Origin of the sequence: Streptomyces sp. FXJ1.172 (assembly GCF_001636945.3) — a bacterium.
Classification (GTDB): Bacteria; Actinomycetota; Actinomycetes; order Streptomycetales; family Streptomycetaceae; genus Streptomyces.
Window position 1 is genome coordinate 6,315,070 of record NZ_CP119133.2, and the last position, 25,743, is coordinate 6,340,812.

Annotated in this window: 20 protein-coding genes; 8 read left to right on the plus strand and 12 right to left on the minus strand. The window is 74.1% G+C overall.

The genetic code is table 11. From position 1 onward, the window contains the following. Nucleotides 1-169: 169 nt before the first annotated feature. Nucleotides 170-1,090, minus strand: a complete 921-nt coding sequence (locus A6P39_RS28330) for a LysR family transcriptional regulator (RefSeq protein ID WP_067052689.1) — start codon at nucleotides 1,088-1,090, stop codon at nucleotides 170-172. Between the two features lie 92 nt (nucleotides 1,091-1,182). Between A6P39_RS28330 and A6P39_RS28335 the strand changes: the two genes are divergently transcribed. After that, nucleotides 1,183-2,553 carry an MFS transporter gene (locus A6P39_RS28335; RefSeq protein ID WP_067052687.1) on the plus strand — a complete coding sequence of 457 codons (1,371 nt, stop codon included), beginning with the start codon at nucleotides 1,183-1,185 and terminating at the stop codon, nucleotides 2,551-2,553. Nucleotides 2,554-2,664: 111 nt separating this feature from the next. On the opposite strand, the gene A6P39_RS28340 is transcribed toward A6P39_RS28335, so the two are convergent. From A6P39_RS28340 to A6P39_RS28370, 7 genes are all read right to left on the minus strand, one after another. Next, entirely contained in the window at nucleotides 2,665-3,702 is a 1,038-nt protein-coding gene (locus A6P39_RS28340; protein WP_067052686.1) for a rod shape-determining protein, read from the minus strand. 265 nt (nucleotides 3,703-3,967) lie between these two features. Beyond that, nucleotides 3,968-8,560: an SAV_2336 N-terminal domain-related protein gene (locus A6P39_RS28345; protein ID WP_107304469.1), complete on the minus strand. Its 4,593-nt coding sequence runs from the start codon at nucleotides 8,558-8,560 to the stop codon at nucleotides 3,968-3,970. Then, nucleotides 8,550-9,635 carry an AAA family ATPase gene (locus A6P39_RS28350; protein WP_067052684.1) on the minus strand — a complete coding sequence of 362 codons (1,086 nt, stop codon included), beginning with the start codon at nucleotides 9,633-9,635 and terminating at the stop codon, nucleotides 8,550-8,552. Before A6P39_RS28350 ends, A6P39_RS28345 begins: the two co-directional genes overlap by 11 nt. 55 nt (nucleotides 9,636-9,690) lie before the next feature. Then, entirely contained in the window at nucleotides 9,691-11,403 is a 1,713-nt protein-coding gene (locus A6P39_RS28355) for a VMAP-C domain-containing protein (RefSeq protein ID WP_199840947.1), read from the minus strand. Next, on the minus strand, nucleotides 11,403-11,825 hold the full coding sequence (locus A6P39_RS28360; RefSeq protein WP_067052699.1) for a CU044_2847 family protein: 423 nt from the start codon (nucleotides 11,823-11,825) through the stop codon (nucleotides 11,403-11,405). The genes A6P39_RS28355 and A6P39_RS28360 overlap by 1 nt, the downstream gene beginning before the upstream one ends. A 178-nt stretch (nucleotides 11,826-12,003) precedes the next feature. Then, nucleotides 12,004-13,359: a carboxyl transferase domain-containing protein gene (locus tag A6P39_RS28365; protein WP_199840946.1), complete on the minus strand. Its 1,356-nt coding sequence runs from the start codon at nucleotides 13,357-13,359 to the stop codon at nucleotides 12,004-12,006. After that, a complete protein-coding gene (locus tag A6P39_RS28370; RefSeq protein ID WP_067052683.1) occupies nucleotides 13,352-14,800 on the minus strand; it encodes an acyl-CoA synthetase in 1,449 nt (482 codons plus the stop codon). The genes A6P39_RS28365 and A6P39_RS28370 overlap by 8 nt, the downstream gene beginning before the upstream one ends. 133 nt (nucleotides 14,801-14,933) lie before the next feature. Between A6P39_RS28370 and A6P39_RS28375 the strand changes: the two genes are divergently transcribed. Further along, complete coding sequence (locus tag A6P39_RS28375) at nucleotides 14,934-15,809, plus strand: ATP-grasp domain-containing protein (RefSeq protein WP_067052696.1); 876 nt, start codon at nucleotides 14,934-14,936, stop codon at nucleotides 15,807-15,809. Between the two features lie 243 nt (nucleotides 15,810-16,052). After that, a complete protein-coding gene (locus A6P39_RS28380) occupies nucleotides 16,053-17,303 on the plus strand; it encodes an IS701 family transposase (protein WP_067051676.1) in 1,251 nt (416 codons plus the stop codon). Between the two features lie 138 nt (nucleotides 17,304-17,441). Here A6P39_RS28380 and A6P39_RS28385 read toward each other — a convergent pair whose 3' ends face one another. Then, a complete protein-coding gene (locus tag A6P39_RS28385; protein WP_067039233.1) occupies nucleotides 17,442-18,347 on the minus strand; it encodes a LysR family transcriptional regulator in 906 nt (301 codons plus the stop codon). A 94-nt stretch (nucleotides 18,348-18,441) separates the two neighbouring features. On the opposite strand from A6P39_RS28385, the gene A6P39_RS28390 reads away from it, so the two are divergent. Further along, nucleotides 18,442-19,272: an oxidoreductase gene (locus tag A6P39_RS28390; protein WP_067039232.1), complete on the plus strand. Its 831-nt coding sequence runs from the start codon at nucleotides 18,442-18,444 to the stop codon at nucleotides 19,270-19,272. Here the strand turns inward: A6P39_RS28390 and A6P39_RS28395 are convergent. Next, nucleotides 19,226-19,864, minus strand: coding sequence for a hypothetical protein (locus A6P39_RS28395; RefSeq protein WP_067039231.1), 639 nt, complete (start codon nucleotides 19,862-19,864; stop codon nucleotides 19,226-19,228). The two genes, A6P39_RS28390 and A6P39_RS28395, sit on opposite strands and share 47 nt — an antisense overlap. A gap of 98 nt (nucleotides 19,865-19,962) precedes the next feature. Here A6P39_RS28395 and A6P39_RS28400 point away from each other — a divergent pair, with 98 nt between their 5' ends. Together A6P39_RS28400 and A6P39_RS28405 are read left to right on the plus strand one after the other, a co-directional pair. Beyond that, nucleotides 19,963-20,736, plus strand: a complete 774-nt coding sequence (locus A6P39_RS28400) for an IclR family transcriptional regulator (RefSeq protein ID WP_067039230.1) — start codon at nucleotides 19,963-19,965, stop codon at nucleotides 20,734-20,736. Further along, on the plus strand, nucleotides 20,733-21,593 hold the full coding sequence (locus A6P39_RS28405) for an SMP-30/gluconolactonase/LRE family protein (protein WP_067039229.1): 861 nt from the start codon (nucleotides 20,733-20,735) through the stop codon (nucleotides 21,591-21,593). The genes A6P39_RS28400 and A6P39_RS28405 overlap by 4 nt, the downstream gene beginning before the upstream one ends. Before the next feature lie 189 nt (nucleotides 21,594-21,782). On the opposite strand, the gene A6P39_RS28410 is transcribed toward A6P39_RS28405, so the two are convergent. Continuing rightward, a complete protein-coding gene (locus A6P39_RS28410; RefSeq protein WP_067039228.1) occupies nucleotides 21,783-23,003 on the minus strand; it encodes an MAB_1171c family putative transporter in 1,221 nt (406 codons plus the stop codon). After that, on the minus strand, nucleotides 23,000-23,677 hold the full coding sequence (locus A6P39_RS28415) for a toxin-antitoxin system, toxin component family protein (protein WP_199840653.1): 678 nt from the start codon (nucleotides 23,675-23,677) through the stop codon (nucleotides 23,000-23,002). The genes A6P39_RS28410 and A6P39_RS28415 overlap by 4 nt, the downstream gene beginning before the upstream one ends. Before the next feature lie 323 nt (nucleotides 23,678-24,000). On the opposite strand from A6P39_RS28415, the gene A6P39_RS28420 reads away from it, so the two are divergent. Then, nucleotides 24,001-24,192 carry a hypothetical protein gene (locus tag A6P39_RS28420; RefSeq protein WP_067039227.1) on the plus strand — a complete coding sequence of 64 codons (192 nt, stop codon included), beginning with the start codon at nucleotides 24,001-24,003 and terminating at the stop codon, nucleotides 24,190-24,192. A gap of 14 nt (nucleotides 24,193-24,206) precedes the next feature. Continuing rightward, the gene (gene arfA / locus A6P39_RS28425) at nucleotides 24,207-25,727 is read left to right on the plus strand and encodes an arabinosylfuranosidase ArfA (protein ID WP_067039226.1); all 1,521 of its coding nucleotides are present in this window, start codon (nucleotides 24,207-24,209) and stop codon (nucleotides 25,725-25,727) included. Nucleotides 25,728-25,743: the final 16 nt, after the last annotated feature.

Below are 25,743 nucleotides of genomic sequence, written 5' to 3' on the forward strand. Positions count from 1 at the left end.
CGGCATCCACGGCCGGTCGTACGGACACAGCCGTACGGACAGAAGGAGGGCGTCATGGACCGTCGGATCCGGGTACGTGTCAGCCGGCGTCCCGCCGCTCCCCGCCGCGAGCAGGAGATCGACCGCAGGACCCCGTCGGGGCGCATCCTGCCGTACTGATCACCGGGGCTCAGGACGCGCGGGCCGCCCGGGTCACCTCGGGCAGCGGGTCCGCGCGGCGGGCCAGCTCGAGCAGCGCGTGCACGGCGCGTTCGGCGGGGCCCAGGCGCGGGTGCCACTGGGCGATGATGCTGACCGGGCGGATCGCTTCGGCCAGCCGCAGCTCGACCAGGCCGCCCTCCTCCAGCTCCCGTGCGACCGTCAGATGCGGCAGCAGGGTGACGCCGTGCCCGTGGCCGAGCAGGCGCAGAAGAGCCGCCATCGAGCCCTGGAGCAGGGTCTGCTGAGCACCCGCCAGCAGATCCCGGCCGAAGCGGTCCACCAGCATCTGTGAGGTGCAGCCGAGTTCGGCCACCAGGAAGTCGTGGCGCAGCAGGCTTTCGGGCGTCACCGTCGGCTGCCGGGCCAGCGGATGGCTCGGCGCCGCCACCAGCACCGTACGGTCGTGCCCCACGACCGCGTGCGGGCGGACCGAGCGGACGCCGTTGTCGTACTGGAAGACCAGGTCCAACTCGCCCGCCCCGAAAGCCCGGTCCAGCACCGCGCGCGTCGCCACCGTGAGGACGACGTCCGCGCCGGTGTCCGGGCCGCTCGCCCCGTACTCCAGGGCGGCCAGCACCTCGGGCAACCACGCGTGGGCCAGCGACTCCTGCGCGCCGATCCTGAGCCGGGTCCGCTCACCGCGGGCCGCCCGCCGCATCCGCTCCTCCAGCTCCAGTGCCTCGCGCGCGTACGGCAACAGCCGGGTACCGGCCTCGGTGAGCACGGCCCCGGTGCCCGCCCGCACCAGTAGGTTCACGCCCAAGTCGGCTTCCAGGCGCTTGAGTTGGGCGCTCACACTGGACTGGGCGTAGCCGAGGGCCTGGGCCGCGGCGGAGATGCCGCCGTGTTCGACGACGGCGACGAAGGCGCGCAGATAGCGGGAGTCCACGAGGGGCAGGGTATCTCCCCATCGGACTCTCCGATGGGGGCATCGGACTTACGGCGTCGCGGGCCCGCCCGGCTCCGGGACACGCTGCACGCATGACCACAGCCCCTGCCAAGTCCAGACCGTCCGCGCCCCCGGCCGGCCCCGGCCCCCGCGCCGCCGCCCGGCTCGCCTTCGCCGGGATCGCCACCGGGAACCTCCTCGTCCTGATGGACACCTCGATCCTCAACGTCGCCGTACCCGACATCCGGACCTCGCTGCGGCCGGGCGCCGCCGCGCTGCCCTGGACCGTGGACGCCTACACCGTCGTCTTCGCCGGGCTGCTGCTGGCCGGCGGTGTCATCGCCGACCGCTGGGGCGCCCGCCGCGTCTACACCGTGGCCCTCGCACTGTTCGCCGTGCTGTCCGTCGCGTGTGCCCTCGCCCCCGGCGCGGGGGCCCTGATCGCCGGGCGGGCGCTGCTCGGTGCAGCCGGTGCCGGTCTGGTCCCCGCCTCCCTGGCGCTCCTCATCCACCTGCACCCCGACCCCGCCCGCCGTACCCGCGCCATCGGCGCCTGGGCCGCGCTCAGCGGCCTGGGTGCCGCCGCCGGCCCCGTGCTGGGCGGTGCGCTGGTCGAACTCGGCGGCTGGCGGCTGGTGTTCCTCGTCAACCCGCCCCTCGCCCTGGCCGCGCTGCTCCTCGCCGGCCGGCTGCCCGCGCCGCCCGTACGGGCCGTACGGGCCCTGGACCGGCCGGGCCTGGTGCTGTCCACCGCTGGTCTGGGCCTGCTCACCTTCGGGCTGGTCGAGGCCGGCATCGAGGGCTGGAGCGCGCCGCGCGCCCTGCTTCCGCTCGCCGCCGCGCTCGGCTCCTTCGTCGCGCTCGCCGTCGTGGAGCGCCGGGTGGCCGCCCCGGTGCTGCCGCCGACGCTGCTCGCCCTGCCGCGGGTGCGGGCCGCGATGGCCGCCGCCGCTGTGTCCTGCTTCGCCTACTTCGGCGGCATGTACCTGCTCGCCGTATGGCTCCAGCGCACCTACGACCTGACCCCGCTCAAGGCCGGACTGGCCGCGCTGCCGATGGCGTTCCCCGTGTGCGTGATGCCGGTCTTCACCGGCCGGCTCGTGGCCCGCTACGGCCCCCGTCCCGTGCTGCTGACCGGCATGGCCGCCGCGGTCGTCGCGGGCATGCTGCTGGCCTGCGCGGCGGGCCACCACCCGCCGCTGCCGCTGATCGTCGCCGCCGAACTGGCACTCGCCGCGACCGGCACGCTGTCCATCCCGGGCGCCGCCGCCGCGGTCGCCGTCGCCGCGCCGCCGGAGTACGCCGCCACCAGCCAGGGCGCCCTCAACGGCATCCGGCAGGGCGGCTCGGCGCTGGGGGTCGCCGTCCTGGGCACGCTGGGATCCCTGACCGCTTCCGGGTACCTGCTCATGGGCGTGGGGGCGATCGCCGTGCTGCTGGTGGCCGGAACCCGTGACCGGTGACCGGTGACCTGTGGCCGGGCCTCACGGCGGCGGCAGGTGCGGGACGGGATCGCAGCCCGCACGGCCCGCACGGCCCGCACGGGCCACAGGGCCGTACGGGAGCCGCGCGGCTCAGGCGGCCAGGGGGTTGAGGACCAGCGGTTCGATACGGCCCTCCAGCATGTCGCCGATGCCCTGGGCCGCGCAGATGTCGGGCCGCTCGGCGATGTGCACCGGCATCCCGGTGGCCTCCCGCAGCATCTCGTCGAAGCCGGGCAGCAGCGCCGAACCGCCGACCATCATGATCCCGCGGTCGGCGAGGTCGGCCACCAGGTCGGGCGGGCAGCCGCGCAGCACCTTGCCGATGCCGTCCAGGACGGCGGTCAGCGGGGTCTGGATCGCCTCCCGCACGGCGGCGGTGTCGACACGTACGCTGCGCGCCAGCCCGGTCGCCACGTCCCGCCCGTGGATCTCGGTCTGCGCCGGACCGTGCGGGGTCAACCCGTTGCCCGACAGGGCCAGTTGCAGCGGCCGTACCGACTGGCTGGGCAGCATCAGCTCGTGCTCGTGCCGCAGATGCTGCACGATCGCGTGGTCCACGGCCTCACCGCCGACCGGGATCCGCTCGGCGGTGACGATGGAGCCGAGGGAGAGGACGGCCACCTGCGTGGCGGCGGCCCCGCACACCATGATCATGGTGGCCTCCGGGCGCTCGACCGGCAGCCCGCACCCCACGGCGGCGGCGATCAGCGTGTCCACCAGCTCGACCTTGCGCGCCCCCAGCCCGACCAGCGTCTCGATCGTCGCCCGCTGGGCCAGCGGATCGGCGTCGTGCGGGGTGCAGGCCGCCGCGCGCAGCCGCAGATTGCGGCGCAGGGCCCGGCGCATCTTGTCACCGAGCAACTGGCGCAGCATGCGCTGGGCCATCTCGATGTCGACCACCGTGCCGCCGGCGATGGGCCGCGCCACCCGGATGTAGTCCGGCGTCCGCCCCGTCATCTTCTCCGCGAACTCGCCCACGGCGATCAGCGCGCCGGTACGGCTGTTCACGGCGGCGGCCGAGGGCTGGTCCACGACGAGACCGGCGCCCTTCACATAGATCCGGGTGCGGGCCGCGCCCAGGTCGACGGCGAAGTGGCAGCGTCGCAACTGCTCCAGACTGACGGTCACGGCGGGTCCTCCCGAGTGCTCGGGCCATGGCGCCCGCCCGGTCGGCGGGTGTCTTCCTCTGACTGCATCCTGCGCGGGGACGGGAACCGGCGCCCTTTGTGGGCGGCCGGGCGGGGTGCCGCTGAACGGGGGTATTTTCCGGCCGCCCCGGTGTGTCGGCCGGACTTCGGGCGTCCCGGCATGATCGGCCGCGCCGGCCGGACCCCGGGACACCGTCCGGATCGCAGGGAGCGGGATCGGGGGGAGGGAGCGGAGGGGAGCGGGATCAGAGTGAGCGGGCGGCCTCGAGGAGTGGTTCCAGGGACGAGACGGTGATGTCGCTGCCGCCCTCCGCCAGGTGCCGGCGCCCGGCGGAGGTGGGGGCGAAGCCGATGACGGGGAGGCCGAGCTGCTGGGCGGCGGTGAGTTCGGCGACGGACGAGCTGATCAGGACGCCGCCGCGGACCGGGGCGCCGGGGGCGCCGGGGGAGCCGAGGGCGCCGGGGGAGCCGAGGGCGCCGGGGGAGCCGAGGGCGCGGAGCAGGCAGTCGGGATGGGGCATCAGCAGGCCGAGGTCGTCGGGGCGGCCATGCACCCCCACGAGGGGCAGGCGGTAGGGCGACAGGTAGCGGTGGACCGCCTGTGTGCTCACGTCCGTCACCACACTGACGCGACGACCGGACCTGTGCAGGGCGCGGACGAGCGCGAGGGACTGGTGGGTCGTGGGCGCGTCGGGAACGGCGTGCAGCTCCAGGTCGTCCAGGCGGGCCCGCAGCAGGGGACCGAACCGGTCGTGGGCGAAGGCGCGCAGCAGGTCCAGCGGATGCACGAACGCCTCCCGGCCGGCGTCGCCCGCGACGGCCAGGGGCCGGCCCGCCAGCGCGTCCTGCGGATCGCGGTGCTCGGCCAGGACGGACAGCAGCTCGAGAACGGCCGCACGCGCCGTCTGCGCCGAGAACAACCGGGCGAGCGGGCCGTCGAAGCCGACCAGCACGCTCTCGGCGCCGGAGAGCAGGGCCGACAGGCGGCCACGTGACGGAACCGGCGGCTCCGCCACCGGCACGGGTGTTCCTTCCGGGACCAGGTGCACGGTGTACGACACCGCCAGCCCCGGCACCGGCCAGTCGTCCACCTCCGCGTTCACCGCCCGCTGGGCCGCGCCCGCCCGGCGCAGCGGATGCCGGCGGGTGACACGGACCGCCGCGCCGCGCAGGTGCTCCAGCAGGAGCCCGGCGACGTGGCCGGTCTCACCGCGGACGAAGGCGACGGGATCGTCGACGTGCCAGGACAGCTCCACCGCGGCGGCGAACGCGCCCTTGCCGGAGCTGGGCAGGGGCACGGTGTACCGGGCATGGTGCGCGGTGAGGTCGACCGAGTAGTACGTCTCGGGCCGGGGCGCGAGCGTGCCGTACGGCTGGATCGGGTCGAGCAGGGTGAGCGGGCCGTCGGCCCGGGTGTGGACGATCGCCGAGCGGCCCGGCGCGGGGATGCCCAGCTCGCGCAGGTCGCGGGTGATGAAGGGGCCCTGGACCAGGTCGCGTTCGCCGGGTTCGGGGGAGCCCGGCGGCCCGAGGGGGCAGTACCAGGCGGCCGGTGGGGTGTCCGGGGCGCTGTCGGGGTAGAGCGGCCAAAAGCGCCGGGTGCCCTGGGCGGCGGAGCTGGTGGTGAAGTCGTCGTACAGCGCGGGCGGTACGACGACCATGACGTCCGCGGGGGTCTGCGGCGGCCGCACGGGCGGCTGTCCGAAGGTGACCCGCAGGCGCGGGGGATCGGCCAGCCGGCCAAGCGCCAGGGGGAGTTCACGCAGCACGGCGACCAGGACGGGCAGGAGGAAGACGCCGGGTTCGGTGCGCACGAGGTAGCCGTCCGCGCGGACCTCCACCTCGTACTGGCGGGGGGTGAGCGAGCCGCGCTCGAGGATCTCGTGCACGGCGGCTTCCAGGGTGATCCGGGCTTCGGGGTGGCCGGTGAGGGCGTCGGCGGTGAAGAGGATCTCGGGGCGGCCGGAGGCACCCCGGTGCTTTGCCAGGATCGTGTCGAGTGTGCTGCGGAAGGCGTAGAGACTGGTCCGGGTATGCCGAGCGGCTGGTCCCGGAACACCGTACAGAGGTTCTCCTCGCCACAACTCCAGTGCTGCGCCCGCCAGTTCACCCGCGCGTGCCCGGTCGCCGGCGGCATCGGCCTGTTCGGCCTCGGCGCCCAGCCGCCTGAAGCGGTGGACGTCGATGTCGTCGGGGGCGCAGACGTGGTCGAGGTGGAGGGCGTAGCCGTTGTCGGCCGTCAGGACGTCCGGCCCGAGCAGGTGGCGCAGATGGGTGAGATACGTGTCCACAAGCTCGGGTGAGCCGTGGCGGTCCCGGGGACCCCAGAGCCCGTCCGCGAGATCCTCGCGCGTGGCGGGCTCGCCCCGGCGGAGCAGCAGCTGGCACAGGACCCCCTGCTCCTCGGGGCGGTCGATGGCGAGCGGGTCACCGTCCCGCGTGACGCGGAGCGGACCGAGGAGGGAGATTCCGAGGGTTCGCTCCCGGTGCGGCGGGAGGCGGCGGAGCCGGTCGGCGCCGCGCAGTTGTGCCTCCAGGCGGCCGGAGAGGAGGTCGGCCACGGCCGCGTCCAGTTCTTCGCCGAGCGCGTCCGGTCCGTCGCGGTACCGGGCGCGCAGCGCGCGCACCATGCGCCCGAGCGCCGGGAGATCGTCCGGCGGCGGCCGCCCGTCGGCCGCCGGTGCGGCGGCCAGGCAGGTCAGGACCGGTCCGTCCGGGGTGAGGACGACGGAGTCCGCCGTCAGCGGCCCGTGCGGTCCGTACTGCGTGTGCAGGGCGACGACTGCCTCGGCGAGCGGCGGGAGCAGGGCGGTGATCTCGTCGGCCGACAGGCCGCCCGCGGGGTCTTCGAGACGTTGCCGCAGCGTCGGGCCGGCGACGAACTCACCGACCAGGTACGGGGTTCCGTCGCCGAAGCCGTACGGCGTACCGTCGGCGAAGCCGTAGTCCCGGATCCGGGAGATCCTCGGGTGGCGGACCGCGCCGAGGCGTCGGCACAGTTCCGTGAAGCCGGCCGAGGACCATCCCCGCGGATAGCTGTGCACCACGACGAGGGCGTTCCCGTCCTGCGTGTCCTCGGCGAGCCGGCCGGTCCCCCCCGGTTCCGGCTGCCGCAGCAGCGCATACCGACCCGCGAACAGCACCCCGGCCGGCTCGGCGGTACCCGCCTGCGCCGCAAGCCGCCGCACGCTGTCCTCGCTGACCATGGCGAAGGGATCGCTCTCCACGGCCGCGTCCGTCCCGCGCGCGGCCGGGACCGACGCCCGGAACTCGCCCGGTGCCCGGGCGGCCCGGCGGTCGATGAACTCTCCTACCCTGCCGAGGAGTTCGGCGGTGTTCTTGCGGGCGGTGCGCGGCAGGCCGAGCAGGAGCAGCTCGCGCACCCCCTCCCGGAAGGCGTAGGAGCCCGGCGGGCCGCTCGTGACGCTGGTGAGCATGCCGCTGAGGACGACCTCCGCCAGGTGCTGGGGCCGTGGGTCCGGCTCGACGGCGGCCTGGACCAGCCGCATCACCGGCAGATCGGGGCGCCCCACCGCGAGATGGCCGGCCAGCCGGAACGCTTCGGGGGAGGCCTTCGCCCGGAACCGCAGGACCAGTTCCTCGGCGGACAACAGGCCGACGTCCGTGCGGTCTTCGGCGTCGGCGGCCAGCGGACGGCCCAACTCGGCGACCGCGGCGGGGAATTCCACGCCTCCCGGCGTCGTGAGCAGCCCGGCCCAATGCCCCAGCCACCGCGGCTCCGGTTCCAGCACGGGCAACGGGACGGCCCCGTGGGCCCCGTCGGTCACGGAGAACTCGAGCCGCGCGTGCTGCTCGTGCTGCTCGTGCTGCTCGTACGAGGTGAACGTCAGCGTCGCGTTGGGCGCCACCGGGTGCGGGGCCGAGAGGCGGCCGGGGGTGGCGGGCAGAGCCGTGTCCCGCCACAGGTGCTCCGGGAGCGGCTGTACGACGGCCAGGGGCGTCCGGCGTGCCCAGCGGCGCAGTGTGTCGTACCAGAGGGTGCCGGCGCGCCCCTCCCGCCACTGCGGGCCCATGCAGTCGCTGACCAGGAGGGTGACGGTACGGCCGTCGGCGGGGGCGGGCAGGCCGGGGCCGCGTACGGTGCCGTCGGCGGCGGCGCGGTACAGGGCGACCGTGCGGAAGATGCCCGACTGGGCCAGGGCCGTGTGCAGTTCACGGATCAGAGGGCGCCAGACCGGCATGGTGGGGCCGGCGTCGTACACCAGGTTCAGGCGCAGCCAGCGCTCCTGGGCGGGGCGCAGGACCGGCAGCCACCACTGGGGGCCGGCGCCCAGGCGGGCGATGCGGTCGGCGGTCGCCCGCTCCTCCAGCTCGTGGCCCACGGGCGCGTCGACCCGGCGTCCCAGCGGGCGCAGCGCGCGTTGCAGCGCGAGCGGGTGGCGCAGCATCGGGGGCGCCGGGGCCAGGAGCGTGGTGTGGGGCCGGTCGGCCGCGGTGGCAGCGCGGTGGGAGGGCAGGTGCAGAGGGACGCGGGAGGGCGGTTCGCAGGCCCGGCCGGGTCCGGGCACCGCCGGGGCGGGCCCGCGCGCCCGGTCCGCCCGCTCCGCCCGGTCCTCTCGCGGGGAGGGCCGGCGAGGCTCGGCCGACGGCTGCTGCGCCGGTGCGGGCGGGGGCGGCGCTTGCCGCTCCTGGGCCGCGGACCCGGTGGCTCCGGCGTCGGCGACGCTGCGCCCGGTGGCACCGGGTTCCGTGGTGGCGGGCCTCATGTGCCGGGCCAGCCAGAGCAGTTCCGCCAGTTCGAGCGGGGTCGGGCGCACCCCGTGGGCCGCCCCGGCGAGCACGTCGGCCAGGCGGGCCAGGGAGCGCTCAGAAGACATCGGGCTGCGCGGTCCGGCCCAGGTACGGCATCAGCTGTTCGGCCAGCCGGTCGAGGGACTCGGCGTCCAGATCGGCGGAGCGGGCCAGATAGATCGCGTTGAGGAGCTGGTCGGTGGCCAGGTCGCCGACGCCCGCCCGGGACAGGAAGCGGTCGATCAGGGTCTGCGCGTACGCGTCGGGTTCGCCCAGGTGGGCGCGGACGATCTCGGCGAGGTGCCGGTCGTCCGGCTGCCGCAGATGCAGCGTGACACAGCGCCGCAGGAAGGCGGGCGGGAACTCGCGCTCGCCGTTGCTGGTGAGGACGACGAAGGGAAAGGCCCGGCAGCGGACCCGGCCGCGCGCCACCGGGGCCCGCTCGCCGGTGCCGTCGGTCATCACCTCGGCGATGTCGTCCGCGCCGGGCCGGGAGGCGCGCACCAGCTCGGGGATCTCGTACTGGCCTTCCTCCAGCACGTTCAGCAGGTCGTTGGGCAGGTCGAGGTCGCTCTTGTCGATCTCGTCGACGAGCAGGGCGCGGGGGCGGGCGTACGGCAGGAGGGCGGTGCCGAGAGGGCCGAGCCGCAGATGGTGTTCGATACCGGACCCGTCGGCCGTGCCCCGCGTTCCTTCGGCCCGTGTCCCTTCGGCCCATGTCCCTGCGGCCGTGCCCGCCGCGTGGTCCTGCCGGGCGGCCGCCTGCCGGGCCGCGTAGAGCCGGGAGAGCGGGTCGTACTGGTAGAGGCCGTCGTGGAGCGTGCTGCGGCTGGTGATGTTCCAGCGCAGTACCGGGCCGAGCCGCAGCTCCCGGGCGACCGCGTACACGAGCGAGGACTTGCCCGTGCCCGGCGGGCCGGTGACCAGCAGCGGACGGCGCAGATACAGGGCCGCGTTGACCAGCTGGACCGTCTGCTGCGTGGCCTGGTACGTCTCGGCACGGTGCATACGGTCCGGCGATACGGCGGAGGCGTCGGCGGCCGCGTCCGGGGCGTCGAGCACCGGCCCGCCGTCGAAGGCCCGCCAGGGCGGCGGCGGGGGCAGCTTCGTGATGCCGTCGTGCGGCTCGTTCGTACCGGTGTAGACGGGCCACAGGGGCATGGGCTCTTCTTCTCCGTGGGGGCGCGGTCGGTTCAGTGGTCGGTCGTGTGCCGGTTCAGCCGACGGGTGAGTGCAGGCTCGCGGTGGTCTCGGCGAAGCAGCGCGGGTCGTCCCAGAGCAGCTGGAGGTCTCTCGCCCAGTGCGCGTCCGGTTCGTCGGCGGCGTCGGCGGTCAGCCGCAACGACAGGACGTGGCGCGGGAGTTCGGCGGGCGGTACGCCGACGAGCGAGGCGGCGAGCTGGTCGAGGAACGCGCTGCCCGGGCAGGTCGGGTCCCCGTGCGGGCCGCCCTGGCAGTCCGTGTCCCCGTGCGCGGTGCCGGGACAGCCGGTCCGGGGCCACAGCAGGACCGGAACGGGGACCGTGAGGCCGACCTCGAAGTGCTGCCGCGCCTGTGCGGGCGGGGCCGCGAAGGCCGCCAGTCCGGCGTCGCCGTCCCACAGCCGCTTGCGCAGGCTCGGCGGCCGCTCCCGGGTGCCGCACTCCACACGGTGGACCTCGGCTCCGCCTCCCGAGTCAAGCTTCTGCCACTTCTTGCCCAACTGGTGGCGCAGCCTGCCGCTGCGGTGGCGCGCGCGGTCGGTCACCACGAGGGGGTAGGCGCAGCCGAGCGGCGTGCTGTCCTCCGCACTGCACTCCCAGTGCGCCACCGCCTCGTTGAGCCACTCCCGCGACAGGACGAACGTCACCAGCTCGTCGGCGTCCGGGGAGAGGTGGGCGACGGCCTCGTCGATGCGGTTCTGCACATAGGCCCGTACACCGGTGCGCGGCAGCCGGCACGCGCCCACCGGCCGGCGCAGGCCGTCGCGGTACGCGGACACCTCGACGGTGACCTGGTCGGGACCGGCGCCACTGTGATCGATCTCGACGACGACCGGAGACCACGCCGATGCGGCCGGCGGGGGAGGGGACTGCGGGGGACGTGCCGCGGCGCCGTCCAGCAGTTCCCGCAGCCGGTCGGCGAACCGGCTCACCGCGTCCGGGTCCGGGACCTCCCACTGGACATACGCGGCGGCCGCCCACAGGGAGGTGAAACCGCCCGGCGGCAGGGCCGGCCCGAAGGGCCCCACCGCGTCCACGTACAGCCGGTCCGGATCGCACACGGGGTCGGCCGCCGCCCGCCGCAGCAGGGCGTACAGCCGTCGGCGGGCATCGTTCCCGTGACCGGGCGTGGGCACCAGCTCGCCCAGCTCGGGCCAGTAGCGGGCCATGACGTCCAGCGGCAGCATGCGGCCCTTGCGGACCTCCGGCGTGCCCGAGGCCGCGGAGACCATGCCCACCACCCTGCCGTCCGGCAGGGTCGCCGCGGACCCGCTGAATCCGGCCACGAGCGGCTGCCCGTACCCGTTCCACGCGACCAGTTCCAGCCACTCATCGGCAATCAACTGGCCCGAAACGGCCTGGTATTCGGCAAGCGTGCCCTCGTCGTAGCCCTCGGGGAAGCCGTAGGCGATCAGTTTGGGGTACGGCTCGGTGTACGCGGTGTCGGGCGGAGCGAAGCCGGCCGGGGTGAGCGGGACGTCACGGTCCAGTTCGAGTACGGCGACGTCGCCGGGGTCGGTGACCTCCCCGGCCCAGCCGCCGTGGGCGACGACCGACGCGGACAGCTCGCCCAGCTCCCTGGCGTGCGGGAAGGAGACGGTGACCGTCGCCAGGTCGCTCCACCTGACGACATGGGCGCAGGTGAGCACCCGGCGGCCGGCGACCAGGAAGCCGGCACCCACCTCGTCGCCGCACACGATCCGGGCCTGCCAGGCAGCGCGGCTCATCAGCGGTCGGTGGACTCGGGTTCCGCCGCGGCCGGTTCCGCCGTGGCCTGGCCCGGCACGGTCGCTGCCGGCACCGTCGCTCCCGGTGCGGGCTGCTCCAGGGCTCCCTGCCCCGGCGACCAGCTGAGCTTGACGACCAGGTGGCCCTCCGTCGATCCCTTCGCGATGACCGCACCGGCCTCCGCGGACAGCTTGACGCCGAACTCGATCTCCACCGCGTCGGGGCGCAGGCTGCCGTCCCGGAAGACCCGCAGCGCGGACGCGGCCGCCGCCCGGACTCCCTCCAGCGCTCCCTCGAACGTGCGCGCCGCCTGCGCCGGTCCGTCGCCGCGGGAGACGAGGCGGGTGCCCGGCCTGGTGCTGACGCCCTCCACCACCACGAGCGCGCCGTCCTCGGTGCTGAACTCCACCAACCCGTCCATGGCGACGCTCGCTCCCCCGTCGTACTCGTCCGTGACTCGATGCCAACTCCTATGTTACGGACGGTGCGTCACATGTCGCGCCATGGCGGACGGGTGACGGGACATTCTCCGTTGTTGGCGAGAACCCGCCGCACAAGAGGCGTGGATGACCACGCCCCGGGCAGCCCCGCCGGCACCGTCACCTTCGTGGCCAGGACGGGGGGTGGTCCACGATTCCTCGGACCACCCCCAGCTCCACCAGGTCCTGCGGCCGGATCCGCAGCTGCTCGGCGGTCGTCTCCACCTCCTGCTGCGGGCGTTTGAGGATGGCCGCCGCGAGCTCCGGGGCGATCACCGAGAAGTAGCTGTCCGGGGTGGCCCAGGTGTTGCCGGGTGCGGCCAGGGCGAGGGCGCCGCCGGAGCCGCCCTCGCCGATGACCAGCGTGGTGAGGGGGACACGGGCGGCGGCCACCGCCCCGAAGACCTCCGCGATCGCCGGGCCCGCCCCCTGCCGCTCGGCCTCCGCGTCGTTCGCGGCGCCCGGGGTGTCCACCAGTGTCAGTACGGGGATCCCCAGCCGGTCCGCGAGCCGGATCAGCCGGGCGGCGGTGCGGTACCCGGCGGGCCGGGTCGCCGTCCCAGTCTGCGCCGCGTAGGCCACGCTGCGGCCGTCCCGCTCACCGAACCCGCAGAGCATGCCCTCGGGGTCGGTGCCGCCGCACCGGTCACCGCTGATACCGAGGCGGTGGGTGAACCAGGCGTCCAAGTAGGCCTGGGCCCGGGGGCGTTCGGGGGAGCGGGCGCGCTGGACGGCTTCCCAGCCGGTGCAGGGGAGGCCCGCCAGGCCCAGTGCCGGGGGCGGGAGCGCCTCGGCCGCCGGGACGGTGAGCAGCCGCAGCCACAGCCCCAGCGTCCGCTTCAGCCGCTCCGGTGGTACGACCGCGTCCGCCGCCCCCGCCGCCACCTGTGCCTGTGCCGTGTACGCGGCCGGGTCGGCGTCCGGCGGGCGGACCCGGGAGCCGGCGAAGCCCACCTGTGCGCCGGGCAGGGCGAGGACGACGTCCGCGCCCGCGCCGAGGGTGGCCCAGCCGCCGCCGGTCGTCGGGTCCCGCAGGACCGCGATCTGCGGCAGCCCGGCCTCGCGGGTGAGCACCGACTGCCGGGCCACGCGCTGCAGTTGGGTGAGGGCGAGCATGCCCTCCTGCATCCGGCTGCCCCCGGTCGCGACCAACGGCACGACCGGCAGCCGGTGGGCACGGGCGTGCTCGTACGCCGCCTCCAGCCGGTCCCCGGTCCGCTCGCCCAGCGAGCCGCCCAGGAAGCCGAACTCGAAGGCGATCAGCACGGCCGGGGTGCCCTCGACGCGCGCGGTGCCGCAGACGGCCGACTCCTCCTCACCGGTGCGGGCGGCGGCGCGGGCGCGCGAGGCGTCGTAGCCCCGCCAGGCGAGGGGGCCGTCGGGCCGCGACGCCCTTGCCGGATGCGGTAGTTCGCGGAAGGATCCGTCGTCCGCCACCAGCGACAGGATCGCGCGCGCCGAGTGCCGCTCAGGCACCGGCCACCAGGGCCCGCTTCATGATCTTGCCCATGTCGTTGCGGGGGAGCGCCCGCAGGTGGTGGACGACGCGGGGGCGCTTGTGCGGGGCGAGGCGACGGGCCACGTGGTCCGCCAGCTCCTCGGCGGCGGGCGGTGCCTGGGGGTCGGCCGGGACGATCCAGGCCACGATCCGCTCGCCCAGGTCCGGATCCGGCTCCCCGGTGACCGCCGCCTCCCGCACCCCCGGATGCTCCAGCAGCGCGTTCTCGATCTCGCCCGCGCCGATCTTGTAACCGCCGCTCTTGATCAGATCGGTGGCCTTGCGTCCGACGATCCGCACGTACCCGTCCGGCTCGCGCACCGCCATGTCCCCGGTGCGGAACCAGCCGTCGGCGGTGAACGCGGCGGCCGTGGCGTCGGGCCGGTTCAGGTACTCGGTGAACAGGTTCGGCCCGCGCACCTGGATCTCGCCGACGCTCTCCCCGTCGTACGCGGCGATCGGCGTGCCGTCCTCCTCCACCAGCCGCAGGTCCACGCCGGGCAGCGGCACCCCGACGGTCCCGGCCCGGGCCTCGCCGTCCGCCCGCACACTGGTGTTCATCAGGGTCTCGGTCATGCCGTACCGTTCGATCACCCGCCGCCCGGTCGCAGCCGCGATCCGTTCGTGGTCGTGCACGGGCAGCGCGGCCGAGCCCGACACCAGCAGCCGGGCCCGGCCCAGCGCCTCGGCCAGAGCGGGGTCGTCCGGCAGGGCCTCGGCGATGCGGTGGTACATCGTCGGCACGCCGAACAGCATGCTCGCGCCGTCGTTCAGCTCCCGGGCCACGCCCTCGGTGCTGAACCGGCCCAGGTGCCGGACGCCGCCGCCGCGCCGCAGCGGGCCGAGGACGCCCAGCACGAGCCCGTGCACATGGAACAGCGGCAGCCCGTGCACCAGGACGTCCGCCTCCGTCCACTGCCAGGCGTCGGCGAGCGCGTCCAGGGTGGTGGCGAGGGCCCGGCGGGACAGGACGGCGCCCTTGGGCGGGCCGGTGGTGCCGGAGGTGTAGACGATCAGGGCGGGGTCCCCGTCGGCGACGTCCGCCTCGGGGGCGGGCCCCGCGGCGGTCGCGTCGACGTCCAGCCGCGGCAAGTCGCCGAGCCCGGCGGGCAGTTCGGCGCCGGGTGCGGCCAGGACGAGGGTGGGGGCGCTGTCGGCGACGATGTGCGCGAGTTCCTTCTCGCCCGACTTCGGGTTCAGCGGCACGGCGGCCGCCCCGGCGAGCAGGACGCCCGTCACGGCGACGGCGGTCTCCAGCTCCGGGGTGGCCCACACGGCGACCCGGCCGGCGCCGCTCAGCCGCCCGGCGACCGCCCCGGCGGCCCCCGCCAGGGCGCCGTACGTCAGGGACCGCTCACCGAACCGCAGGGCGATCCGGCCGGCCGGGCCGTCCGCCAGGGCGGGGAAGAGGGAGGACACGCGGCGCACTCCTAACTGTCGGCACAATCGACAGACCCTTCCTACACCAGGACCCCTGTCCCGACGAGCGGGCCGTGCGCCGGCGCTTGTTAGCCTCGCCGTGATCGAACCGCCGTACGACAGGGAGTCCGCCGTGCCCCGCATCGCACTCGTGACCTACGACCCCGGCGCCGAGCCGCACCGGGACGCCGATCTGCCGGTGCTGGTGCGCGCGCTCACGGCCGGCGGGGCCGAGGCCGAGGCCCGGCACTGGGACGACCCGGCGGCCGACTGGGCCGGGTACGACCTGGTCGTCATACGCTCCACCTGGGACTACAGCTGGCGGGCCGCGGAGTTCGGGGCCTGGGTGGAGCGGGTCGCCGCGGTGACCCGGCTGGCCAATCCGGCGTCCGTGGTGCGCTGGAACACCGACAAGCGCTACCTCGGTCAGCTGGCGGCGGCCGGAGTGCCCACCGTCCCCACGCGCTACATAGCCCCGGGCGAGCCGGCCGAGCTGCCCGACGGGCACGAGTACGTGATCAAACCGACCTCGGGCGCGGGCGCCCGGTTCGCCGCCCGGTACACGCCCGCCGAGCACGGCACGGCCGTACGGCAACTCGCGCGGATGCACGCCGAGGGGTTCACGGCGATGGTGCAGCCGTACGTCCGGGGCATCGACGTCAGCGGGGAGCGGGCGCTGCAGTACTTCGGCGGCCGGCTGCTGCACGCCAGCCGCAAGGGTGCCGTCCTCGCACCGGGCACGCCGTACGACGCCGACAAGGTGGCCCATCCCGACCTGGTGCGCTGGCAGCCGACCGAGGCCGAACTGGCCGTGGCCGAGCGGGCGTTGGCGGCAGTACCGGACGCGCCCGAGCTGCTGTACGCGCGCGTGGACCTCGTGGACGGCGAGGACGGCGCGCCCCGGCTGATGGAGCTGGAACTGGTGGAGCCGAACCTGTTCCTGTCGCTGCACCCCGGGTCGCTGGAGCGGGTGACGAAGTCGATCCTGACCGCGGCCGAGGCCGGCTAGTGCTGTGGCCGGAAAGGTTTGCCGGAAAGCTCGCGGCGTCCGGTGCGGTGCATCGCAAGGCGGAGCATCGCCCGTGTACTGGATGTACTCGGGTGATGCGACAACGCGGCGAGGTGCCGTGCCGGGCGTCGCGAGCCGGTGAACCTTTCCGGTCGCAGCACTAGTAGGGCTTGGTCAGCTTCATTCGTGAGTGGCGTGTCTGTTGGGCTCGGGTGTCGTTGTGGTGGTGTGACACTTGGGGAGATGGCCGAGGTCCGGGAGGACCTGGAGGCGTTCACGGCGGAGTTGTTCGACGGGTTCTTCCGTGCTGACCAGCGGCGGTGGGGGCAGGTGTATGTGCGCGGGCTGCTGCTGGACGGGCGGCGCAAGTCGGTGGAGCCGATGGCGGCCCGGCTGGGCGAGGACGGCAACCGGCAGGCACTGGCCCACTTCGTGACAACGAGCCCATGGAATCCGGCGCACGTGCGGGCCCGCCTGGCCTGGAAGATGCAGGACGCGATCAGGCCGGAAGCGCTGATCGTCGACGACACCGGTTTCCTCAAGGACGGGGACGCCTCGGCGTGTGTGTCGCGGCAGTACACCGGGACCGCGGGCAAGGTCACCAACTGCCAGGTGGGAGTGTCGCTGCATCTGGCTACCGACCGTGCCTCGGCCGCGATCGACTGGCGGCTGTTTGTGCCCGCTTCCTGGGATCCGGCCTCGCCGGAGGCGGATGCGGCCAAGGTCGCCCGCCGTAAACGGTGCCAGATCCCCGCCGAGGCCGGTCATGTGGAGAAGTGGCAGCTGGCCCTGGACATGATCGACGAGGCCCGCAGCTGGGGCGTCGACGTCCCCTTGGTCGTCGCGGACGCCGGATACGGCGACGCCACCGCCTTCCGCCTGGGGTTGGAGGAACGGAAGCTGGCCTACGCCGTCGGTATCTCCTCCCGGCTCACCGCTCATCCCGGACATGCGCGGCCGATCACCCCCGCCTACCAGGGCATTGGCCGCCCGCCGGTGGCGACGTATCCGGACAAGCCGATGACGGTGAAGGAACTGGTCATCCAGGCCGGCCAGCAGGCGGCCCGGCCGGTGTCCTGGCGCGAGGGCTCCCGGCCGGGAACGGGCCGCAGCGGCTTCAAGCGCATGTACTCGCGTTTCGTCGCCCTGCGCATCCGGCCCGCCGGACGCGAGATCCGCCAGGCCACCAAGGGTGCGGAACTGTCCGAGCGCTGGCTGCTGGCCGAATGGCCCGCCACCGAGCCGGAGCCGGTGCAGTTCTGGCTGTCCAGCCTGCCTTCCGGCATGCCCCTGGCCACACTGGTGCGGCTGGCCAAGCTCCGCTGGCGCATCGAACACGACTACCGCGAGATGAAACAGGCCCTGGGACTTGCCCACTTCGAGGGCCGCACCTGGAACGGCTGGCACCACCATGTCACCCTCGTCTCCGCCGCCCACGCCTTCTGCACCCTCCGACGCCTGGCAGGCGCCCCAAAAGACACGGCGCAGGACTGAGCCTCTACCAAGCAGTCCGCGAGCTGCAGACACTCCTCGCCCTCTGGGCCGGCACCTGCCCCACCTGCCACCGAGACATACCCACCCCAATACGAACCTGACCAAGCCCTACTAGGGCCGGTCCTCCGGCGGCAGGACCTAGCGGACCCCGGCCGTGTCCCTGCACGCCCGCGCGTACGCCCGTACCAGCGGGCGGCTTGCGTCCTGTCTGCGCCAGGCCAGCGCATAGCGGCTCGGGCCGATGCCGCGGACGGGGCGGACGACGACGCCGCCCAGGGTGATCAGCGGGGTGTTGCCCTCGGCCACCAGGCACAGGCCGAGGCCCGCGACGAGTGCCTCGTACGTCTCCTCGGCCCCGGAGATCTCCGCACCGATCCGGGGCGGGCGGCCGGCGCGGGCGTCCAGGGCGAGCCAGTGGTCGCGCAGCCGGCCCGCGCTCTTCGGCAGGGCCAGGAACGGCTCGTCCAGCAGGTCCGCGAAATCCAGCTCGGCGCGCCGGGCCAGCGGGTGCCCCTCGGGCAGGGCGAGCAGCCGGGGCTCCTCGGCGACCACCGTCCAGTCGTAGCGCTCCTCGTCGGGCAGCGGCAGCCAGACGAAGGCGACGTCCGTCTCCCCGTCCGCGAGGCCCGCCGTCGGATCGTCCCAGCTCAGCTGGCGCAGCCGGATCACGGTCTCGGGGTGGGCGGCGGTGAACCGGGAGCGGATGGCCGGCAGCAGTCCGCCCCGGCCGGGGCTGGTGCTCATGCCCACCACCAGCGTGCTGCGCTGGGCCGCCTTGGCCGCCTCCACCGCCGCCGCGCCCGCCTCCCACGCGGCCAGCACGCCGCGCGCGTGCGGCAGCAGCGCCTCGCCCGCCGCCGTCAGCGCCACCCCGTGCTGGTCGCGCCGGAGCAGTTCGGCCCCCAACTGCCGCTCCAGCGCCCGGATCTGCTTGCTCAGTGCGGGCTGTGAGACGAACAGCCGCTCGGCGGCGCGCGTGAAGTGCAGTTCCTCGGCGACCGCGACGAAGTAGCGCAGATCGCGGGCGTGGACGTCGATCGTCATAGCCGTTGGTTATCACCACGGATCTTGGACGGGCAACGGCATCCGGCGGCAGTCTGGTTCGTGTCGAACACGGTGAGAGCGGGCGGGAGTTGTGATGAACAAGGTCTGGCTGGTGACCGGGGCGAGCAGCGGGTTCGGGCGGGCGATCACGGAGGCGGCCGTCGCCGCCGGTGATGTGGTGGTCGGCGCGGCCCGGCGTCCCGAGGCCCTGGGCGACCTGGTGGCCGCCCGTCCCGACCAGGTGGAGGCGCTGCGGCTGGACGTGACCGACACCGCCGCGGCCGAGGCGGCGGTCCGGGACGTCGTGGCCCGGCACGGGCGGATCGACGTGCTGGTCAACAACGCGGGCCGCACGCATGTCGGCGCCGTCGAGGAGACGACGGAGGCGGAGCTGCGGGACCTGTTCGACCTGCATGTCTTCGGTCCCACGGCGCTCGTGCGGGCGGTGCTGCCGCACATGCGGGAGCGCCGCTCGGGGGCGGTCGTGCAGATGAGCAGCGTGGGCGGGCAGATGTCCTTCGCGGGCTTCGGCGCGTACAGCGGGACGAAGTTCGCGCTGGAGGGCATCTCCGAGGCGCTCGCGGACGAGGTCGCCGAGTACGGGATCAAGGTGCTGATCGTGGAGCCGGGCGCGTTCCGGACCTCGCTGTTCGAGGCCGACCGGGCCGGGGCCAGCTCCGACACCGGGACGTACGCCAAGGCGGGCGAGACCCGCGGCCTCGTCACCGGCGGCCACGGCAGCCAGCCCGGCGACCCGGCCAAGGCGGCGGCCCTGATCCTGGCCGCGCTGGAGGCCGAGCACACCCCGCTGCGGCTGCCGCTCGGCGACGACGGGGTGAGCGCCGTCCTCACCCACCTCGACCAGGTCCGCGAGGACGTCACGGCCTGGGAGAAGCGGACCCGGGCGACGGGCTTCGACCACTGACCCACGGGCGTACGGCCGTCCGCTGCAGCAGCCCCCAGGTGAACTCGGCGACCACCTCGTGCCGCACGCCGTCCCGGTCCGGCGCGGTGAACGCCAGACCCCAGCGGGTGGGGGCCGTGCCCTCCAGGGGGCGGGCCGGGGCGAAGGCGCGGGCGGCCTCGTCCACCGTGCACGACCAGGGGGTGAGGTCGTCCAGGGTCTCCAGCTTCGGCGCCGGGGCGCCGGGTGCGCGCACCAGCCACTCGTTCCACACCGCCCCCTGCGGCCCGACCAGCGCTTCGAAGCGCAGGTCGGGCCAGAGGGGCAGGGCCCAGCGCCGGGCCTCGCAGATGGCGTCCCCGAGGCGGCGCGCGAGGACGGACTCCGGCTCGCCGAGGACCGAGTGGTAGCGGGCGGCGGCACTTCGCGACCTGGGCGAGCGGACCATGGCCTGCCAGCGCTTGTTGGCCTCCCGCAGGTCCGCGACCGACGCGCCCAGCGAGCGGCGGGCGTCCTCGGCCAGGTCCGGATTGTGGTCGGCCATACGGCGCAGCAGCACCAGCTGGAAGTCGACGTACATGCCCTTCATGGTGCCCGGCGTGCTCCGGGCCATTGCCCGTACACCTCCCCGTGATTAGCCTGTGTTCGTCATGCCGATCGCCTGTTGAAATATCGAACGCGGGCGCTTAGACCCAAGGGAGGGGGCCGGACGTGGGACGCCTCGTGCCTGCCGTGACCCGGGCTCTCGACATTCTTGAGCTGTTCCTCGACGGGGACGGGACACTCTCCGCCCCCGACATCGTGCGCAAGCTGCAGCTGCCGCGCACCACCGTGCACGAGCTGGTCACCACGCTCGCCGCCCGGTCGTACATCGTGCCCGTGCCCGGTCAGCCCGGACGGTACCGGCTCGGGGTGCGCCCGTACCAGCTCGGCAGCCGGTACGCCGAGCAGCTCGACCTCGCCGCCGAGGGCCAGCAGGTGGCCCGCTCGGTCGCCGAGACCTGCGACGAGACGGTGCACGTGGCGATCCTCGAGGGTACCGACGTCATCTACATCGCCAAGGTCGACTCCACGCACGCGGTGCGCATGGTCTCGGCCGCGGGCCGCCGCCTGCCCGCGCACTGCACCTCCGTCGGCAAGATGCTGCTGGCCTCGCTGCCGCAGCAGGAGCTGACGGCGCGCATCCCCGACGACGCCGAGCTGGCCGCGATGACCCCCAACAGCATCACCGACCCGGCCGCGCTGCGCGAGGCCCTGGCCGGGATCCGGCAGCGGGGCATCGCGGTGGAGAGCCGCGAGTCCAACCCGGACGTCAGCTGTGTGGCGGCCCCGGTGCGCGACCGCGCGGGTCAGGTGGTCGCGGCCCTGTCGATCTCGGTGCCGATGATCCGCTGGAGCGAGGAGCGCCGGGCGGAGCTGGAGCAGCTGGCGGTCAAGGGCGCGGCGGACCTGTCCGAGCGGCTGGGCCACCGGGGCGCGGAATGAGCGCCGGGGCGAGCGGCGCGTACGAGGTCGCGGTCCGGGCGCAGGCGACGCTCGGCGAGGGCCCGACGTGGGACGCGGCCACCGGGCGCCTGATCTGGCTGGACATCCTGGGCATGCGCCTGCACACGTACGACCCGGCGACGGGCCGGCGCACGGCGCGCACGACGGAGCAGCACGTGGGCGCGGCCAAGCCGCGGGCGGGCGGCGGCCTGGTGCTCAACCTGCGGGACGGCGTGGGCCTGCTGGACCCCGCGGGCGGCTTTCGCTGGCTGCACCACGAGCCGGTCCCGGGCCGCCGTGCGAACGACGCCGCGGTGGCGCCCGACGGATCGCTGTGGGCGGGCACGATGCGCTACGACGAGGCGGCGGGCGGCGGCACCCTGTCCCGTCTGACCGGGCAGGGCAGCGCCGAGACGGTGCTGTCCGACGTCACGGTCAGCAACGGCACGGGCTGGAGCCCGGACGGCCGCCTGATGTACTACGTGGACACCCCGACCCGCCGCGTGGACGTGTTCGACCACGACGCCGGGCGGGTGGGCAACCGCCGCCCGCTGGTGGAGATCGAGGAGGGCGCGGGTTTCCCGGACGGCCTGACGGTCGACGCCGAGGGCTGTGTGTGGGTGGCCCTGTGGGACGGCGCAGCGGTACGCCGCTACACGCCTGCCGGCGAGCTGGACCGGGTGATCACGCTGCCGACCCCGCGCACCACGGCGTGCGCGTTCGGCGGCGCGGGACTGACCGACCTATACATCACCACGGCCAGGGTCGGCCTGCCGTCCCCGCACCCCCTGTCGGGTTCGCTGCTGGTGATTCCCGGAGCGGGACAGGGCCTGCCCCAGCCGGCGTTCCAGGGCTAGTGCTGCGACCGGAAAGGTTCACCGGCTCGCGACGCCCGGCACGGCACCTCGCCGCGTTGTCGCATCACCCGAGTACATCCAGTACACGGGCGATGCTCCGCCTTGCGATGCACCGCACCGGACGCCGCGAGCTTTCCGGCAAACCTTTCCGGCCACAGCACTAGCAAGGGGCGGGCGGCGTGCCGTCGCTCACTCCGGTACCGCCACACTCGCCGCCGCCCGCCCCCGTACCGCCTCGATCTCTTCCCGGCTGCGCAGGGCGCGGGAGATCGGGGCGATGTCGCGCAGCAGGTCCGTGGGGTCGGGGCCCGCGGCGGGCTCGGCCGGCTCCGGGTCGTGGCGCTTGCGCTCGATCGCGTCCAGGATGGCGATGGCCGCCGCCAGCGCGCGGGCGTGGTCCGCGGGATGGCCCGCGGCGAGCGCGGCGTCGTACGAGCGGCGCGCCAGGCCGGTGTCGATGTACCGGGCCAGCGGGAGCAGGACGTCGCGGACGAAGGTCTCGCGGCGGGTCAGGCGCAGTTCCGGGGCGGCCCGGAGCGTGAACGGCACGCCGTCGCCGCTCGCGGTGCGCATCAGCAGGTACAGCGGGCGCAGTTCACGGTGGGCGCGGCGGAGCCGCCAGCGCTCGTGCAGGTACTGCCCGGCGTGCGGCAGGATGAAGCCGGCCGCGACCAGGATCGCGGAGAGCGAGGCGGCCGGCGGGGCCAGGTCCGTGCTCAGCCAGTCCAGCTCGTGTCCGGACCACCGCGCGCCGACGGCGGTCAGCTTGGCCGCGTCGAAGACCAGGTTGAACGCGTATCCGGCGCCCAGCAGCCGCAGTCCCCAGCGCAGCCAGGCGTCCAGCTCCTCGGTGTGCGCCCAGTTCCAGATGAGCTGGGAGGCGATCGTGCAGGCCAAGGTGTGCGCGCAGAGGTAGAGCAGGATCTCCTCGCGCATGAACGGCGTACCGGCGTAGTACGTGTCCAGGTCCCGCACCCGCTCCACCGGCGCGTGGGCGAACAGGAACAGCACCCACAGCGCGACGATCACCCCGGAGTACACCAGGACCACCCAGCGAATCGCGCACCGCCGCACGACCGAGTGGTCGGACAGGCCGTTGCGCCAGGTCACGATGAGCAGCAGCCCGGACGCCGATAACGCGGTGATGAGCGAATAGCACAAGGGCGCCGACAGGTTGGGCACCCCGGTCAGCCGGTTGACCCGGTGGATCGTGGACGGCGAGCAGAACACGAACACCGCGCACGCGAGCAGCAGCAGTCCGCCGACCGCGCGCAGCAGCGGGTCCCGCCACAGCCGGATGATCGTGGGCAGCTTGATCACCAGCGCGGCGGTGAGCAGGGCGGTGGGGATCCAGAAGGAGATGTAGAACTCGCTGAGGAATCCCGAGGGATCGAGCGCCAGCAGAGTCACCGGGTGCTTCCTCCTCCCCTTTTCCCGGACGCTCGGTTCGTCTCCCGCTCGCGCCCGCGGTAGCCGAGGGCCCGCTGGACGGGGTCCGCCGGGGCGGCGCGGGCCCCGGCGAGACGGCCGCGGAACAGCGTGGCCAGCCGGTGGCCGAAGTCGTCGGCCTCGGCCTCGTCGGCCTCCCGGGATCCGTTGCGGGCGGCCACCGTGAGCGCGGCCTCCCGCCAGCCGGGCGCGCCGGCGAGCGCGCGGGCCGCCGCGTCACCGGCCAGGGCGTCTCCGGCCAGGGCGTCTTTGGCCAGGTCGTGATGCCGGTGCCCGGCGTGCAGGTGCCACAACTCATGGCCGAGTATGACCAGTTGCTGCACCGACTCGGCCCGTTCCTCGACGATCACCAGGTCGAAGTCGGCGAACTCCACCCACAGCCCGGTGACTTCCAGCTCGTCCGGGAAGCGTTCGAAGCGCAGCTCGAGCGGCCGGCCGCCGCGCAGCGCGCTCATCTCCTCGCACAGCGCCCGGCACAGCTCCCGTACCCCGTGGGGCGCGTCGGGCCGGGCGCGGACGGCGGTGGCGAGGTCGCGGGCCAGGGAGCGCATCGTCGACCCGGGCCGGGAGGGCAGCAGCCGAGCGGTCAGGGGGGCCAGGCGTGCCAGCCGCTCACTCGCGCCCGCGATGCCCATCGCCTCCCCCTTCTCACCGTGCGGCCGGTCATGAGCGTACGCGCTGGATGTGTCCGCGTCATGGGATCCGGCGACCGTGGTTCAAGCCGGAACGGCCCATGAGCTTGTGTCCAACCCATTGACGCGGAAGCGCTTCGAATCTACGGTCCCGTTCGAAGTTGCGAGCGATTGTCGAAATCTCGGACACACTTCTCGGCAAGCCTCTATCACGTCAATGTCGGTCGGGCGCTTGAAAAGTTAGGGCGGGGAATGGGACGACCTGGCCTGAATCAGAGGCGCCCGCCGCGGTCACGGGCCCGTACACGGACAGCACCGGCAAGCCGATGCTCGACGGTGGCGGCGACCTGTTCCTGGCCTCCCACGGCCGGTACATCGGCCCCGGCGGCGAGTCGGCCTTCCGCAGCCACGGCAAGACCTGGCTGGCGTACCACTACTACGGCGCCAACGACAACGGCACCCCGAAGCTGGGGCCGAACCAGCTGGGCTGGCGTGCCGGCCGGCCGGTTCTGAAGTGATTCGAAAGGACCTCATGAGCAAGAGCACCGCCCGCTTCACCCTCGACCCCGCCTTCACCGTCGGCCAGGTCAACCCCCGCATTTTCGGCTCCTTCGTGGAGCACCTGGGCCGCTGCGTCTACACCGGCATCCACGAGCCGGACCACCCGATGGCGGACGAAGCGGGCCTTCGCACCGACGTCCTCGACCTCGTCCGGGAACTCGGCGTCACCGCCGTCCGCTACCCCGGCGGCAACTTCGTCTCGGGCTACAGGTGGGAGGATTCCGTCGGTCCGGTGGCGGACCGCCCCCGCCGCCTCGACCTGGCCTGGCACTCGACGGAGCCGAACCGCTTCGGCCTGTCCGAGTACATCGCGTTCCTGAAGAAGCTCGGCCCGCAGGCCGAACCCATGATGGCCGTGAACCTCGGCACCCGGGGCGTCGCCGAGGCGCTCCAACTCCAGGAGTACGCCAACCACCCCGCCGGCACCGCCCTGTCCGACCTGCGCGCGGCCCACGGCGACAAGGAGCCCTTCGGGATCAGGCTGTGGTGCCTCGGCAACGAGATGGACGGCCCCTGGCAGACCGGGCACAAGACCGCCCACGAGTACGGCCGGCTCGCCGCCGAGACCGCCCGCGCCATGCGCCAGGCGGACCCCGGCGTGGAACTGGTCGCCTGCGGCTCCTCCAGCCAGGCCATGCCCACCTTCGCCGAGTGGGAGGCGACGGTGCTCCAGGAGACGTACGACCTGGTCGACCACATCTCCCTGCACGCCTACTACGAGCCCACCGACGGCGACCTCGACTCCTTCCTCGCCTCGGCCGTCGACATGGAGTCCTTCATCGAGAACGTGGTGGCCACGGCGGACCACGTCGGTGCGCGGCTCAAGTCCAAGAAGAAGATCAACCTCTCCTTCGACGAGTGGAACGTCTGGTACCTGTCCCGCTGGGAGGAGCACGCCAGGACCTTCGGCCAGTCCGACTGGCCCGAGGCCCCCCGCCTGCTGGAGGACAACTACAGCGTCACCGACGCCGTCGTCTTCGGCTCGCTGCTCATCGCGCTGCTGCGGCACGCCGACCGGGTCACCGTCGCCTGTCTCGCCCAGCTGGTCAACGTGATCGCCCCGATCATGACCGAGCCGGGCGGTCCGGCCTGGCGGCAGACGACGTTCTTCCCGTTCGCGCAGGCGTCGAGGTACGGCCGCGGCGAGGTGCTCGACGTGCGCGTGGACTCGCCGACGTACGAGACGAGGAAGTACGGCGAGACGGACCTGCTGCACGCCACGGCCGTCCGCGCGGCCGACGGCACGGTCACCGTGTTCGCCGTCAACCGCGGCCGTACGAATGCCCTGCCCCTCGAAGTCGCCTTGAGCGGGCTGGAGTTGACGACAGTCACCGAGCACAGCGCGCTCGCGGACGCCGACCCCGACGCCCGCAACACCCTGGAGGACCCCGAGCGGGTCGCCCCGCACCGGGTCGAGGGCACCGCCCTCACGGACGGCACCCTCACCGCCGTACTGGAGCCGCTGTCCTGGAACGTGATCCGGCTGGCGTGATCACACGGGCGTGATC